Annotated in this window: 11 protein-coding genes; 6 read left to right on the forward strand and 5 right to left on the reverse strand. The window is 72.8% G+C overall.

Annotation, left to right across the window (positions count from 1 at the left end; all coding sequences use genetic code 11):
* Nucleotides 1-62: 62 nt before the first annotated feature.
* From ACFYMM_RS29170 to dmpI, 3 genes are all read left to right on the forward strand, one after another.
* Entirely contained in the window at nucleotides 63-446 is a 384-nt protein-coding gene (locus ACFYMM_RS29170; protein ID WP_388391657.1) for a VOC family protein, read from the forward strand.
* Nucleotides 447-465: 19 nt separating this feature from the next.
* Nucleotides 466-1,332, forward strand: a complete 867-nt coding sequence (locus ACFYMM_RS29175; protein ID WP_388391659.1) for a LysR family transcriptional regulator — start codon at nucleotides 466-468, stop codon at nucleotides 1,330-1,332.
* Between the two features lie 91 nt (nucleotides 1,333-1,423).
* On the forward strand, nucleotides 1,424-1,606 hold the full coding sequence (gene dmpI, locus ACFYMM_RS29180; protein ID WP_208784516.1) for a 4-oxalocrotonate tautomerase DmpI: 183 nt from the start codon (nucleotides 1,424-1,426) through the stop codon (nucleotides 1,604-1,606).
* 68 nt (nucleotides 1,607-1,674) lie between these two features.
* Here the strand turns inward: dmpI and ACFYMM_RS29185 are convergent, their stop codons facing one another.
* From ACFYMM_RS29185 to ACFYMM_RS29195, 3 genes are all read right to left on the reverse strand, one after another.
* Entirely contained in the window at nucleotides 1,675-2,460 is a 786-nt protein-coding gene (locus ACFYMM_RS29185) for a S1 family peptidase (RefSeq protein WP_388391662.1), read from the reverse strand.
* A gap of 203 nt (nucleotides 2,461-2,663) precedes the next feature.
* Nucleotides 2,664-5,477: an AAA family ATPase gene (locus ACFYMM_RS29190; RefSeq protein WP_388391663.1), complete on the reverse strand. Its 2,814-nt coding sequence runs from the start codon at nucleotides 5,475-5,477 to the stop codon at nucleotides 2,664-2,666.
* A gap of 199 nt (nucleotides 5,478-5,676) precedes the next feature.
* Entirely contained in the window at nucleotides 5,677-6,516 is an 840-nt protein-coding gene (locus ACFYMM_RS29195) for a response regulator transcription factor (protein WP_388391665.1), read from the reverse strand.
* 124 nt (nucleotides 6,517-6,640) lie between these two features.
* Here ACFYMM_RS29195 and ACFYMM_RS29200 point away from each other — a divergent pair, with 124 nt between their 5' ends.
* Complete coding sequence (locus tag ACFYMM_RS29200; RefSeq protein ID WP_388391667.1) at nucleotides 6,641-8,311, forward strand: AMP-binding protein; 1,671 nt, start codon at nucleotides 6,641-6,643, stop codon at nucleotides 8,309-8,311.
* 5 nt (nucleotides 8,312-8,316) lie between these two features.
* Nucleotides 8,317-9,894 carry an AMP-binding protein gene (locus ACFYMM_RS29205; protein ID WP_388391785.1) on the forward strand — a complete coding sequence of 526 codons (1,578 nt, stop codon included), beginning with the start codon at nucleotides 8,317-8,319 and terminating at the stop codon, nucleotides 9,892-9,894.
* Between the two features lie 22 nt (nucleotides 9,895-9,916).
* On the opposite strand, the gene ACFYMM_RS29210 is transcribed toward ACFYMM_RS29205, so the two are convergent.
* Nucleotides 9,917-10,693, reverse strand: coding sequence for a hypothetical protein (locus ACFYMM_RS29210; protein WP_388391669.1), 777 nt, complete (start codon nucleotides 10,691-10,693; stop codon nucleotides 9,917-9,919).
* A 224-nt stretch (nucleotides 10,694-10,917) separates the two neighbouring features.
* Between ACFYMM_RS29210 and gcl the strand changes: the two genes are divergently transcribed.
* Nucleotides 10,918-12,702 (forward strand): glyoxylate carboligase, encoded by a 1,785-nt coding sequence (gcl, locus tag ACFYMM_RS29215; RefSeq protein ID WP_388391671.1) that lies wholly within the window; start codon nucleotides 10,918-10,920, stop codon nucleotides 12,700-12,702.
* Between the two features lie 92 nt (nucleotides 12,703-12,794).
* Here gcl and ACFYMM_RS29220 read toward each other — a convergent pair whose 3' ends face one another.
* Complete coding sequence (locus ACFYMM_RS29220; RefSeq protein WP_388391673.1) at nucleotides 12,795-13,031, reverse strand: hypothetical protein; 237 nt, start codon at nucleotides 13,029-13,031, stop codon at nucleotides 12,795-12,797.
* Between the last annotated feature and the right edge of the window lie 470 nt (nucleotides 13,032-13,501).

The raw sequence follows: 13,501 nt of genomic DNA on the forward strand, positions 1-13,501 counted from the left end.
TCCTCGCCCGGCGCCCGTACCGGCGCCTTCCCAGCGGATCCCGAGACCGGAGACACCCACGCATGTCCGTCCAGCTGAACCACACCAACATCTACGCCTACGACCGGCGCACGTCGGCGGAGTTCCTCGCCCGCATACTCGGCCTGCGCGTCGGCGCCCCCTTCGGCCCGTTCCTCCCCGTGGACCTCGCCAACGGCGTGACCGTCGACTTCTACGAGAAGCGCGACGAGCCGATCCAGTCGCAGCACTACGCCTTCCTCGTGCCCGAGGAGGAGTTCGACGGCATGATCGCCCGTCTGGAGGCGGCGGGCATCACCTACTATGCCGACCCGCACCACGGCGAACCGGGCCGGACCAACGACCTGTTCGGCGGCCGGGGCGCCTACTTCGAGGACCCGGACGGCCACAACATGGAGATCCTGACCCGGCCGTACGCCCGCCCGTAGGGCCTCTACAGTCGTCGCCATGGAACTGCGGCAGCTCACCTATTTCGTCGCCGTCGCCGAGGAGTTGCACTTCGGGCGGGCCGCCGAGCGGCTGCACATCGTGCAGTCGGCGGTCAGCCAGCAGATACAGCGACTGGAGCGGGAACTGGGCGCCGCCCTGTTCGACCGGTCCCCGCGCCGGGTGCGGCTGACGGCGGCGGGGGAGCGGCTGCTGCCCGAGGCGCGGGCGGTGCTGACCGCCGCCGAGAAGGCCCGCGCCGCCGTGGCCGCGCCCGCGGTGCTGCGCATCGGCACCAGTACCGGACTCGGCGCGCACCTGGACCGGGTGCTCGCCGCGTTCGCCGAGCGGGCCCCCGACGTGCCGGTCGAACTGGTCTCGCTGCCGGTCGCCGAGCGGCTGGGCTCGGTCGCCGGCGGCCGGCTGGACGCCGCGTTCGTCCGGTCCGCCGACGCACCGCCCGGCGTACGGATCCTGCCGCTGTGGCCCGACCCGCTGGTGGCCGCCCTGCCCGCCGCGCACCCGCTCGCCGCCCGCCCGGAGATCGACCTCGCCGACCTCGCCGCCCTGCCCCTCGCACTCACCCCGCGCCGCACCAACCCCGCCCTGGTCGACCTGGTCGTGGGCGCCTGCCACCAGGCCGGCTTCGAGCCGGTGCCGGGCCCCTTCACCGGCTCCCTCCAGGACACCCTCGCCACCATCGGCGCCCGTCCGCTGTGGACGGTCGTCTACGCCTCCCACGCGCGGGTGCTCCACACCCCCAAGGTGGCCTACCTGCCCTTCCGCGCGCCCGGCCTCGCCCTGTCCACCGGCCTGGCCGTACCCGCCTCCGCCCCCACCCCGCACCTGGACGACCTGCTGCTGGCCTGCGGCGATCACGAAAGCTGATCGCTGCTGTCGCGAGCTGCCCCTTGGTCACGGGCCCGCCCTGCGATGGACTGGACCCACCGAACAGGAAACGTTCCGAGGGAGTTCAGCGATGCCGATCGTCACCATCCAGCAGGGCCCGCGCGACACCGAGCTGAAGCGGGACCTCGTCAAGCGCGTCACCGACGCCTTCGTCGACGCCTACCGGATCCCGGCGGAGACCGTGCAGGTGTGGATCCACGAGGTCCCGGCGGACAGCTGGGGCGCGGCCGGCAAGCTCACCGCCGACAAGTAGCGCGCTTGGACAGGGGGCGTTGCGGGCTGCTCGTGGAAGCCCGCAACGCCCCCTGGTCTCTCACCTGGTCACGAGTGGACCTGCGCGGTCACCAGGTCCGAGAAGGTGGCCAGCCGGGTGTAGACACCCGGGTAGCCCGCCTCCGCGCACCCCTCGCCCCAAGAAGTGATCCCTGCCAGGACGCCCCCGATGAGCAGGGGACCGCCGCTGTCGCCCTGGCAGGTGTCTACGCCGCCGGACGTGTATCCGGCGCAAACCATGTCGGTCTGGACGAAGTCCGAACCGTAGGAGCTCTTGCAGCTGGAGTCGGCCACGACCGGCACGGTCGCGGTCCGCAGCTGGTTGGAGGAGCTGCCGTTCTCCGAGGTGGTGCCCCAGCCGAGGATGCGGGCGGTGGTGCCGGCCGCGTACACGTCCGTCTGGGAGGAGGACACGTACGCCGCCGGGGTGTACGGCATCGACGTGGACAGGGTCAGCACGGCCACGTCGTCGCCGTTGGCGGCGTCCGTGTAGTCCGGGTTGATCCAGATCTTGCTGACCTTGCTGACCGTGCCGTTGGTCCCGTCGAGGTAGGTCCGGCCGCCGACCACGCGGACACCGCCGGTGCTCTCGCCCGCCATGCAGTGCGCGGCGGTCACGACCTTGTCGGCGGCGACCAGGGTGCCGCCGCAGAACTGGTTGCCGGACGCGTCGGTGATCTGCATGACGAACGGGTAGTCGGTGGTGGTGGTCGTCGTGCCGCCGACGATGGGCTGGGGTGCGGCGACAGCCGGAGGGGCGGCGGTCAGCGCGGACGCGGCGGCGGCTGCGGCCACCAGCGGGGCCGCGGTTCTAGCACGAGTGAGCCCGAACATGAGTCTCCTCAGTGGGGTTGCCGGTGGGGGGTCGCACGGGTGTGGGGGGTGTACACGGGGATCGCGGGACCGACCCCCGCATGCCCGGGCGAGCGGCATGCCCTTACGCTAGGACCCGGAACCCGGCCCTCCCAATGAGGGAACCCCCTAAGGGAGTAGGGGAGGGAAAACCCTCGGTCCGGCTCAGTTAACCGGGAGCGCTCTCACTTCGCGCGCCGGGCCGCCGCCAAACGGACGATGTCCACCCGCGAACGGATCCCCAGCTTCCGGTAGACCCGGGTCAGGGTCGCCTCCACGGTCTTGACGCTGATGAACAGCCGCGCGGCGATCTCCCGGTTGGTGGCGCCCTCCATGACCAGCGCCGCGACCTGACGCTCCATCGAGGCCAGGCCCGACAGGGCGTCCAGGGGCTCCGGCGCGGGCAGGACGGGCGGCTGCGGCTCGGGAGCCGAGGCGGCCTCCGCCACCTGGCGCAGCCAGGGCAGCGCACGGCAGCGGCGGAAGAGCCGGGTGGGCTCGTCGTACGAGGTGGCGCCCGGGCGCCGGGTGCGCAGCCGGGCCAGCTCGAACGCGGCCCGCGCCTCCTCCAGCCCGTACCCGAGCTTGGCCAGCCGGTCCTGAGCCGAGGTCAACTGGGAGACGGCCGCCTCCCGGTCGCCGTGGGCGGCCCGCACCAGCGCCTCCGCCCGGTCGAGCACGGCGAGGACACTCTCCCGGCCGAGCCGCAGCGCGTGCTCGCGGGTGGCGTCGATGACGTCCTGCGCCTCGGCCGGCTCACCGACCCGGACCAGCGCCTCGGCGAGGTCGCCGTGCCAGCGGCCGCGCGCCGGGTCGGTGATGCCCAGGCCCGCCTCCAGCTCACGCACCCGGCGCAGCGAGCGCACCGCGCCCGCCGGGTCGCCGGCCACCAACTGGGCGTGCCCGAGGGCGCCCAGAGCCCGGGACAGGTACATCTGGTCGCCGTCCTGCTCGGCGTGCTCCACCGCCTCCCGGGCCAGCGCCAGCGCCCGGTCCACGTCCCCGCCGGAGGCCTCGGCGAGCGAGGTGAGCATCGCGGAGGCCGTCTCCCCGATCCCGGAGTCGTGGGCCAGCCGCAGGCTCTCGCGGGCCAGGTCCAGCGCCTGCCCGCAGTGTCCGGAGCGCAGCTCGGTCTCGGCGAGCCCGCGCAGGAAGTGCACCTCGCTCTCCACCGACCCGCGCCGCCGCACCTCGCGCAGCAGTGCCGTTACGGTCGCCCGGGCCTCGGCCAGCTGGTCGCCCATGACCAGCCAGCGGAACCGGGCGCTGCCCGCGCCGTTGTGATGACACGCCACCCTCGGGTCCTGCGGCTCCTGGAGGGCGCGCTTGATGGTGACGGGTGCCGCCGGATGGCCCATCAGGGTCTCGATCTGCGCCTGGAAGGCCAGTGCCAGCAGCTCGGTGCGCCGGTCGGCGCCGCGGGCGGCCAGGTCGGCGGCGTGCGCGGCGGCCTCCCGGGCGCCGGTGAAGTCGCCCTCCACGATCAGCGTCCGCCAGGCGAGCTGGTAGTGGACCAGGGCGAGCAGCCGGGGGTCGTCGCCCGCGTCGGCGAGGGCCTGCGGAAAGGCCGCGTCGACCTCCGTCATGGTGTGACCGGCCGTGTCGATCACGATGATCCAGGCCCGCACCCGGTCCACCGGCACGGTCGCCCGGGTCAGCACCTCGCGGGCGATGTCCTGCGCGAGGTCGACCTCCCCGGCGGTGATCGCGTCCTCGGCGGCCTGCAGCCGGCGCTCGTCCGGTCCTGGCACGCTGTCGGCGGGGGTGTGGCGGGCGGCGAGCAGCCCCAGCCGCGAGGCCACCGAGGGCGCCCCCCGGTCGCGGGCCAGCGCGGCGGCCTCGGCGAGCCTGGCGGCCACGTCCGGGTCGGTGCCGGTGGTGGCCAGGGCCAGGTGCCGGGCCCGCTCGATGGGGTCCGAGGCGGCGGTGGACAGGGCCGCGTGGGCGGCCCGCCGTTCCTGGGCGGGGGCCTCCGCGTACAGCGCGGCCGAGATCAGCGGATGCGCGAAGCGTACGGTGGGGCCCTCCGGCTCGGTGGACAGCAGCCCGAGTTCGGCGGCCTGGGCGCACTCGGCCTCGGCGTTCTCCCGGCCGGCCGCGTGCAGCAGGGCGGGGGTCGGGCGGGCGCCGGCGCTGGCCACCAGCAGGGTGCGGCGGGCCTCGACCGAGAGCATGTCCAGCCGGCTGAGCACCAGCGCGCGCAGCGAGGTCGGCACCGGCAGCGGCTCGCCCGCCCTGGGCGGGGTCGGGCTCTCGGTGAGGGCCCGGCCGAGTTCCAGGGCGAAGAGCGGGTTGCCGCCGCTGGTGCGGTGGATCTCGCGGACCGTGGAGCGGGGCAGACCGGTGTGGCCGCGGTGGTCGAGCAGTTGCGAGACCTGGGCGCGGGAGAGCGGGCCGAGGCGGACGGCCAGCGTGTCGGGCGGTGACCCGCGCAGATGACGGTCGTACTCCTGGCTCTCGGTCCGCACCGCGCACAGCAGTTGGACCGGGGTGCCGCCGAGCCGGCGGGCGGCGAAGCCGAGCAGCTCGGAGCTGGCCGGATCCAGCCACTGCAGGTCGTCGGCGACGACCAGGACGGGCCCCTCGGCGGCCAGCGCGCGCAGCGCGGACAGCACCGCCAGGCGCAGCGCGAGCCCGTCGCGCCGGAGGCTGGACTCGCCGCGTCCGGTCAGCGCCGACTCCAGGGCGGTGCGCTGGGCGGCGGGGAGCCGGGCGGAGACCTCGTCGAGGACCAGGCCGAGGAGGTCGGCGAGGGCCAGGAAGGGCAGGTGCGATTCGGACTCGGTGGCCGAGCAGCGCAACACGGTGCGGGCGGTGGCGCCGTATTCCTCGGCCAATGCCCGCAGGACGGTCGATTTCCCTATTCCGGCGGGGCCGTGCAGGAGCACACTGCCGCCCGAGGTCAGCTGCTCACGGGCGGCAGTGAACAGGTCCTCCCGGCCGATGACCAGGGCGGGGCGGCATCGGGCAGGCTCCTGGAAGTCCCGTCGCACGGTCACCGCTCCCCTCGTGTGTCGTGTCCGGGCCAAATTCTAGGCAACGTACCTTGAAATCCGGACGGAAGGAGTGGTGAGGGAAATAACAGCGGTCACCGGCGCGCCATGCATGAGGAAATTCAAAGCACCTCCGCATGAATGGAAAGGGGTTTCTCCCCGCTGCCCACCGCCAGCCCCGCGCCACCCCCTCGCTACGGAGGCCCTACGGCAGCAGCCCGGCCCGCCGCGCCGCCGCCACCGCCTCCCCGCGCGTGTGCGCGCCCAGCTTCCGCATCGCCGAGCGCAGATAGCCCTTCACCGTCTCCGGGCGCAGTCGCAGCCGTTCGGCCGCCACCGCGTTGGTGGCCCCCTCCGCCACACAGGCCAGCACATCCAGCTCCCGGGGTGCCAGACTCGCCCCCGACGCAGGGTGGGGCGCGGTCAGCAGCCCGCAGGCCGCCAGGAGTTCGGCCCGCAGCGCCGGGTCCGGGATCCGGGGCGCCAGGGCCCGCAGCGCCGCGTGCGCCTCGCGCACCTGCTCCCAGGCCGCCCCCGCACCCGGGTCCTCGGACGCGGCCGGTACCGGCCGGGCGGCCCCCAGCAGCGCCCGCGCCTCGTCCCGCACCACCAGCGCGTGCTCCACGTCCCGGGCCGCCGCCACCGCCGCGTCCAGCGTGCGTTCGCCCAGCGGCTGGGCCGTGCGCAGCGCGCCGTACAGCACCCCGCGCACCCGGCGCCGCACCACCACCGGCACCGCCAGCACCGAGCGGATGCCCTCGGCGGCCACCGGGATGTCGTACTCGTGACTGATCTGCCGCGAGGACGAGTAGTCCGTGACGGCGCACGGGCGGGCCAGCTCCACCGCCTTGCCGCCCAGACCGTTGCCCGAGGTCACCGCGACCGAGCGCAGGGCCACGGTGAGGGTGCCGCTCAGCTCGCTGATGCGCAGCTGCGGCCGGCCGGCCGCCACCAGGCCGCCGAAGGCGACCGGGAGCCCCGTCGTGCGCCGCAGCCGGGCCAGCGCGTCGCGTATCTCCACCGCCCCCGCCGTGTCTGCCACCACCTGTCCGCCCCTTCGTCGCAGCCTGGTGAGGTCCACACCCCCGTTCGGGGGTAGTGAGACCTGCGTCACGGACTACACGATGCCAGAGAGCCGCCCGGCAACGGTCCGGTACCGAGGAGGACGAATGACGGCGACGGATGTGTTCCGCAGCGCGCGGGATTTCCTGCTGGAACACCGTGAGGACTATGCCACCGCCTACGAGGGCTTCGGCTGGCCGCGCCCCGAGCACTTCAACTGGGCGCTGGACTGGTTCGACGTCATCGCCTACGGCAACGACCGCACCGCCCTGCACATCGTCGAGGAGGACGGCACCGAGACCCGGCTCTCCTTCGCCGAACTGGCCGAGCGCTCCAACCGGGCCGCGAACTGGCTGCGCGCGCGGGGCGTGGCCGCCGAGGACCGCATCCTCGTCATGCTCGGCAACCAGGCCGAGCTGTGGGAGACGGCGCTGGCGGCGATGAAGCTGCGCGCGGTCGTCATCCCGGCCACCCCGCTGCTCGGCCCCGCCGACCTGCGCGACCGGGTGGAGCGCGGGCGGGTGAAGCACGTGCTGGTACGCGCCGAGGACACGGCCAAGTTCGCGGAGGTCCCCGGCGCCTACACCCGTATCGCCGTGGGCGGGCTGCCGGAGGAGGGCTGGGAGCCGTACGAGGACGTGTACACCGCGTCCGCCGAGTTCCTCCCCGACGGCCCCACCCTGGCCGACGACCCGCTGATGCTGTACTTCACCTCGGGCACCACCGCCCACCCCAAGCTGGTCGAGCACACCCACACCTCGTACCCGATCGGCCATCTGGCCACGATGTACTGGATCGGCCTCAAGCCCGGCGACGTGCACCTGAACATCTCCTCGCCCGGCTGGGCCAAGCACGCCTGGTCCAATCTGTTCGCGCCGTGGAACGCGGAGGCGACCGTCTTCATCCACAACTACACCCGCTTCGACGCGGCCCGGCTGATGGCCGAGATGGACCGGGCCGGTGTGACCACGTTCTGTGCCCCGCCGACCGTGTGGCGCATGCTCGTCCAGGCCGACCTGGGCCGGCTGGCCACCCCGCCGCGCGAGGCCGTGGCCGCCGGTGAGCCGCTCAACCCCGAGGTCATCGAGCAGGTGCGCCGGGCCTGGGGCGTCACGGTCCGGGACGGCTTCGGACAGACCGAGACCGCCGTCCAGGTCTCCAACAGCCCCGGCCAGTTGCTGAAGACCGGGTCCATGGGGCGGCCGAGCCCCGGCTACCGCGTCGAACTGCTCGACCCGGTCTCCGGCGCGCCCGGCGCGGCCGAGGGCGAGATCGCGCTCGACCTGTCGGCGCGGCCGGTGGGCCTGATGGCCGGCTACCACGGCGACGCGGACCGTACGGCGGAGGCGATGGCGGGCGGCTACTACCGCACCGGCGACGTCGCGTCGCGGGACGAGGACGGCTATCTGACGTACATCGGACGCAGCGACGACGTGTTCAAGGCGTCCGACTACAAGATCTCCCCGTTCGAGCTGGAGAGCGCACTGCTGGAGCACCCGGCGGTGGCCGAGGCGGCCGTGGTGCCCGCGCCGGACGAGGTGCGGCTCGCGGTGCCCAAGGCGTACGTCGTCCTGGCGGACGGCTGGCAGCCGGGGCCGGACACGGCGAAGGTGCTGTTCGAGCACTCCAGGGAGGTCCTCGCCCCCTACAAGCGCATCCGCCGGCTGGAGTTCGCGGCGCTGCCCAAGACCGTCTCCGGCAAGATCCGCCGGATCGAGCTGCGCGAGGCCACGGCCGCGGGCTCCGCGAACGAGTACCGCGAGGAGGACTTCCGGTGAGCGAACTGTCGTACGCCCACGGAACCGGTGGGACCGCGCTGCTCGGGGACACGATCGGCGCCTCCCTGGACCGGACGGTGGCCGCCTGGCCCGACCGGGAGGCGCTGGTCGAGGTGGCGTCCGGACGGCGCTGGACGTACGCCGAGTTCGCCGCCGACGTGGACCGGCTGGCGTACGCGCTGCTGGCGAGCGGGGTCGCCAAGGGCGACCGGGTGGGCATCTGGGCGGTCAACTGCGCCGAGTGGGTGCTGGTGCAGTACGCCACCGCCCGGATCGGCGCGATCATGGTGAACATCAACCCGGCGTACCGCACGCACGAGGTGGAGTACGTCCTCCAGCAGGCCGGGATCTCCCTGCTGTTCGCCTCGCTCAGCCACCGGACGAGCGACTACCGGGCGATGGTGGAGCAGGTCCGGGGGCGGTGCCCGGAACTGCGGGAGACCGTCTACATCGCCGACCCGAGCTGGGACGCGCTGATCGCCCGCGGGACCCCGGCGCCCTTCCCGGACCTGTCCTGCGACGACCCGATCAACATCCAGTACACCTCGGGCACGACGGGCTTCCCCAAAGGGGCCACCCTCTCCCACCACAACATCCTCAACAACGGCTACTTCGTGGGGGAGTTGATCGCCTACAGCGAGCAGGACCGAGTGTGTGTCCCGGTCCCGTTCTACCACTGCTTCGGCATGGTCATGGGGAATCTGGCCGCCACCTCGCACGGCGCCTGCATCGTCGTCCCGGCCCCGTCCTTCGACCCGCGGGCCACGCTGGAGGCCGTCCAGCGGGAACGCTGCACCTCCCTGTACGGCGTCCCGACCATGTTCATCGCGGAGCTGAACCTCCCCGACTTCGCGACGTACGACCTCTCCACGCTGCGTACCGGCATCATGGCGGGCTCCCCGTGTCCCGTGGAGGTGATGAAGCGGGTGGTGGCCGAGATGCACATGGCGGAGGTCTCCATCTGCTACGGCATGACGGAGACGTCGCCGGTGTCGCTGCAGACGCGGAACCAGGACGACCTGGAGCACCGCACGGGCACGGTGGGACGGGTCCTGCCGCACCTGGAGGTGAAGGTCGTGGACCCGGCGACCGGCGTCACCCTGCCCCGGGGCTCGGCGGGTGAGCTGTGCACCCGCGGCTACAGCGTGATGCTCGGCTACTGGAACGAGCCGCAGAAGACCGCCGAGGCCGTCGACCCCGGCCGCTGGATGCACACCGGCGACCTCGCGGTGATGCGCGAGGACGGGTACGTGGAGATCGTCGGCCGGATCAAGGACATGATCATCCGGGGTGGCGAGAACGTCTACCCCCGCGAGATCGAGGAGTTCCTCTACGGCCACCCGAAGATCCGCGACGTCCAGGTGGTCGGGGTGCCGCACGAGAAGTACGGCGAGGAGGTGCTGGCCTGCGTGATCCCGCTGGACGAGACCGACCCTCCCACACTGGAGGAACTGCGGTCCTTCTGCGGGGGCCGGCTGGCGCACTACAAGGTGCCGACCCGGTTGAGCGTCCTGGACGCCTTCCCGATGACGGTGTCGGGGAAGGTACGGAAGGTGGAGCTGCGGGAGAGGCACGCCCGCTAGCGCTCGTATCGCATCCCGAGGGTCACGCCCCCGCCGCGTCCAGATCGTCGGCGGGGGCGTTGACCGGTTGCGGCGTGCCGGTCAGGTCGAGGACGAACAGCGGGACGCCCAGGTCGTCGGCGCGGCGGCGGGCGTCGTCGGCGTACCCGGCGAGGGAGAAGTAGACGCAGCCGGCGGACTCCGTCATGGCGGTCAGCCACAGGCACTCCACGTCCCGCGTCGAGGCCGGGCGCACCGTCGGATCCACCTGCGCCAGCAGCCCCCGGGCGGCCAGCCCGATCCCGGCAGGCGGCCGCTGGTCGGCCCGCCGGATGTCCCGGTAGCCGAGCCACCGCAGATACAGAGCGGCGGCCGTCACCGCGTCCAGGGCGGTACGGATGGCCACCGGCTGGAAGGCCGGCCGGGCCGGGTCCGCGGCGGGGCGGGCGGCCGGGGTGGGTGTGTCGGGGGCCTGGTGGGCCGGGTCGGGGTGCGCCGGGTCCGTGCTGGGAGTGGTGGGGGTTCTCGACGGCGGCCGGCCGGGCGCGGCGGGCGTGGCCGGTGTCGTCACGGGGACGCGCAGGAGCGTGCCGCAGGGGCAGCCCAGTTCCGGGTGCGGCCACTGGTCCCGGCGGCCGCAGGCGGCGCACGCGACGGTGACCCACGCCTCGTCCCAGACGGGGTGCTCGACCCGGGCCGGATCGGCCGAGGGGTCGAGGGGCGGAGTCACGGAGGCACCGCACGGGCACGGGTACGCGGGCGCGCTGTAGACGTGCTCGCGCCGACAGTCCGGGCAGCGCACCGGCAGGCTCTCGCACATGCCCCCTCCCGGGCCTCGCGTCGGGACAGCCGTCCCCATCGTGCTCCTGCCGCGCCCCGCTTGTCCCTGTCTTGACGACGTTCACCCTCCCACCTACATTGATTCCAGATAGTAGAAGTTAAATTCCGCATAGTGAAAGTTTGCGGAAACGGAAACCTTGGAGACCGTGCTCGCCGCGGGGCGCGACGGGAGTACGCATCCGACAGCCGAAGCAGGAGTACTCGATGGCTCGTATGACCGCTGCCCGCGCGGCAGTTGAGATCCTCAAGCGCGAGGGCGTCACCGACGCCTTCGGCGTGCCGGGCGCGGCGATCAACCCCTTCTACGCGGCGCTCAAGGCCTCCGGCGGCATCCAGCACACCCTCGCCCGCCATGTCGAGGGCGCCTCGCACATGGCCGAGGGCTACACCCGCACCCACCCGGGCAACATCGGTGTCTGCGTCGGCACGTCCGGCCCGGCCGGCACCGACATGATCACCGGTCTCTACTCCGCCATCGGCGACTCCGTCCCGATCCTGTGCATCACCGGCCAGGCCCCGACGGCGGTGATCCACAAGGAGGACTTCCAGGCCGTCGACATCGCCTCCATCGCCAGGCCGGTGACGAAGATGGCGGTCACCGTGCTGGAGGCGGCCCAGGTGCCGGGCGTCTTCCAGCAGGCCTTCCACCTGATGCGCTCCGGCCGACCCGGTCCCGTCCTCGTCGACCTGCCGATCGACGTCCAGATGACGGAGATCGAGTTCGACCCGGAGACGTACGAGCCGCTCCCGGTCTACAAGCCCGCCGCGACCCGCGCCCAGATCGAGAAGGCGCTCGGTCTCCTCAACGCCTCAGAGCGGCCTCTGATCGTCGCCGGCGGCGGAGTCATCAACGCCGACGCCGCCGAACTCCTCGTCGAGTTCGCCGAGTTGACCGGCGTCCCGGTGGTCCCCACCCTCATGGGCTGGGGCGTCCTGCCCGACGACCACGAGCTGAACGCCGGCATGGTGGGCCTGCAGACCTCGCACCGCTACGGCAACGCGACCTTCCTGGAGTCCGACTTCGTCCTCGGCATCGGCAACCGCTGGGCCAATCGACACACGGGCCGGCTGGACGTCTACACGGCCGGCCGCACGTTCGTGCACGTCGACATCGAGCCCACCCAGATCGGCAGGATCTTCGCTCCCGACTACGGCATCGCGTCGGACGCCAGGGCCGCCCTGGAGCTGTTCGTCGAGGTCGCACGGGAGTCGAGGGCGGCCGGCGAGCTGCCCGACCGCAGCGCCTGGGCGGCCTCCGCGCAGGAAAGGAAGGCGACCCTCCAGCGCCGTACCCACTTCGACGACATCCCGATCAAGCCGCAGCGTGTCTACGAGGAGATGAACAAGGCCTTCGGACCGGAGACCCGGTACGTCTCCACCATCGGCCTCTCCCAGATCGCCGGCGCCCAGATGCTGCACGTCTTCAAGCCGCGCCACTGGATCAACTGCGGACAGGCGGGCCCCCTCGGCTGGACCGTCCCGGCCGCGCTGGGCGTCGCCAAGGCCGACCCGCAGGCCCAGGTGGTCGCGCTCTCGGGCGACTACGACTTCCAGTTCATGATCGAGGAACTGGCGGTCGGCGCGCAACACAAGATCCCGTACGTCCATGTGCTGGTCAACAACTCCTATCTGGGCCTGATCCGCCAGGCGCAGCTGGCGTTCGACATCGACTTCCAGGTCAAGCTGGAGTTCGAGAACGTCAACTCGCCCGAGCTGGGCGTCTACGGCGTCGACCACGTCAAGGTCGCCGAGGGGCTGGGCTGCAAGGCCATCCGGGTCACCGACCCGAACGAGCTGGGTGCCGCGCTGGAACAGGCCAAGAAGCTCGCCGCCGAGTTCCGGGTCCCGGTGGTCGTCGAGGCGATCCTGGAGCGGGTCACGAACATCGCGATGTCGAAGACCAACGACATCGGCGCCGTGGTCGAGTTCGAGGAGATCGCGACCGAGCCGGCGCACGCGCCGACGTCCATCAGACCGCTGAAGGTCTGACGGGCCCGGTCACGTGCCAGGGGCGGTCCTCCGGGGGGAGGGCCGCCCCTTCCGCGTGCCTCGCCGCGCGGGGAGCCGCGACCGCCGTGGCCTCACACCTCGTGCTCGGACAGTCCCGGCCAGTCGTCCGGTCCGCCGCCCTGCCACTCGACGAGGTCGCTCTCCTCGACCTCGATCCGGTCCAGGTCGGCCATGCGCAGGATCTCGACCACGTCGTCCAGGTGGGAGGCGATCCCCAGGGTCACGTCTCCCTCGGTGACCCGCCGGGAGCCGTCCAGGGCCGGGGCGTGCACCACGATGTGCGGGAACTGTGTCGGTGGATGTGTCATGCCTTCAGCCTGCTGCGGAAGAAGCCCGCTCGCACATCGGCGAGCGGGCTGGTCAGCGTGGTCGGCTGGTCGGTCGGGTCGGGCTGGTCGGCCTGTTGTGAGTGGTGTCGTGCGTGGTGAGACCGTCCGGCGGGGCGAGGCTGGGCGGGCGCGACAGGACGTTCGCGCCGCCGGACGGGGTCAGGGGGTGTGGCCGGGACCGCGGCGGAGGCGATGGGACCGGGCTCCCCCTTCCCTCTGGTCGAGAAGGGGGGCCGGAACCTTCACCACCGCACTGGCTCGCACTCCGCCGCGGTCCTCGCCCGACCCGGACCGTGTCCCGGGCGGCGACCCCTCATCCGGGCCACCCGCCGACACGGCCGGGGGTTCGTGACGTCACCGCGCTTCGTCGGCGCGCGCGGCGACATGGTGGGCATGGTTCCGGGCGGCACGGTCGCCTTGGGCGCGACAGGACAGTTGTCAGCGACCGC

It is taken from the genome of Streptomyces sp. NPDC006739, assembly GCF_042869815.1.
Classification (GTDB): Bacteria; Actinomycetota; Actinomycetes; order Streptomycetales; family Streptomycetaceae; genus Streptomyces.

What these genes read in the sequence shown, in the direction of transcription:
- ACFYMM_RS29175 (WP_388391659.1), top strand. Translation starts at nt 466, where the DNA reads ATGGAACTGCGGCAGCTCACCTATTTCGTCGCCGTCGCCGAGGAGTTG.
- ACFYMM_RS29170 (WP_388391657.1), top strand. Translation starts at nt 63, where the DNA reads ATGTCCGTCCAGCTGAACCACACCAACATCTACGCCTACGACCGGCGC.
- ACFYMM_RS29185 (WP_388391662.1), bottom strand. Translation starts at nt 2,460, where the DNA reads ATGTTCGGGCTCACTCGTGCTAGAACCGCGGCCCCGCTGGTGGCCGCA.
- ACFYMM_RS29220 (WP_388391673.1), bottom strand. Translation starts at nt 13,031, where the DNA reads ATGACACATCCACCGACACAGTTCCCGCACATCGTGGTGCACGCCCCG.
- ACFYMM_RS29200 (WP_388391667.1), top strand. Translation starts at nt 6,641, where the DNA reads ATGACGGCGACGGATGTGTTCCGCAGCGCGCGGGATTTCCTGCTGGAA.
- ACFYMM_RS29210 (WP_388391669.1), bottom strand. Translation starts at nt 10,693, where the DNA reads ATGTGCGAGAGCCTGCCGGTGCGCTGCCCGGACTGTCGGCGCGAGCAC.
- dmpI (WP_208784516.1), top strand. Translation starts at nt 1,424, where the DNA reads ATGCCGATCGTCACCATCCAGCAGGGCCCGCGCGACACCGAGCTGAAG.
- gcl (WP_388391671.1), top strand. Translation starts at nt 10,918, where the DNA reads ATGGCTCGTATGACCGCTGCCCGCGCGGCAGTTGAGATCCTCAAGCGC.